Source organism: Pseudomonas pseudonitroreducens, assembly GCF_021603645.1.
Classification (GTDB): domain Bacteria; phylum Pseudomonadota; class Gammaproteobacteria; order Pseudomonadales; family Pseudomonadaceae; genus Pseudomonas; species Pseudomonas pseudonitroreducens.
This window is the reverse complement of record NZ_BQHJ01000057.1, coordinates 1-428: the sequence shown is the minus strand read 5'-3', so window position 1 is coordinate 428 and position 428 is coordinate 1. Positions and strand designations below refer to the sequence as shown.

Sequence of the window (428 nt, the reverse complement as noted above, 5' to 3'; positions counted from 1 at the left end):
GCCTTCATCCCAAGCGGGTGCGCCAGATCGCCCGCGACTATCACATCACCTTTCACTGCCTGCGCTAGGGGGATTCATGAGCAAGTTCACCATCACCATCACCGAGGAAAGCGACGGCCTGAGCATCCTGCTGGATGGCACGGGCAGAAAGGACGGCCCGGCCGCCATCACCGCATTGGCTCTTCTGCACGTCGCCAAAGACATCGTGCCGAAAGCCACCAAGAGCGCGGCAGAGAAAGGGACTTGCCAGTGCGACAAGTGCAAGGCCGCCCGTGCGGAGGCTCAGGAGCAGGCGCCATCTACCGAGGGGAAACCCACCATCCACTAAGCGAAACCGCCCCGGCCTGGCCGGAGCGGTCTGCCCAGCGTGGTAGCTGGGTACTGATGAGCAGCCGAGGACGTTATGCAGAAACAAACCAGGACCTATC

Annotated in this window: 1 protein-coding gene and 1 other RNA gene; both read left to right on the top strand. The window is 62.1% G+C overall.

Translation table 11 applies throughout. The features are described 5' to 3' along the window. Positions 1–76: 76 nt before the first annotated feature. Entirely contained in the window at positions 77–328 is a 252-nt protein-coding gene (locus tag L6D89_RS32445) for a hypothetical protein (RefSeq protein WP_236202351.1), read from the top strand. Continuing rightward, positions 327–398, top strand: an RNA gene (locus L6D89_RS32440) — hammerhead ribozyme type II. The genes L6D89_RS32445 and L6D89_RS32440 overlap by 2 nt, the downstream gene beginning before the upstream one ends. The last annotated feature ends 30 nt before the right edge of the window (positions 399–428 follow it).

Coding starts and splice junctions, on each gene's coding strand:
- L6D89_RS32445 (WP_236202351.1), top strand. CDS start 77: ATGAGCAAGTTCACCATCACCATCACCGAGGAAAGCGACGGCCTGAGC.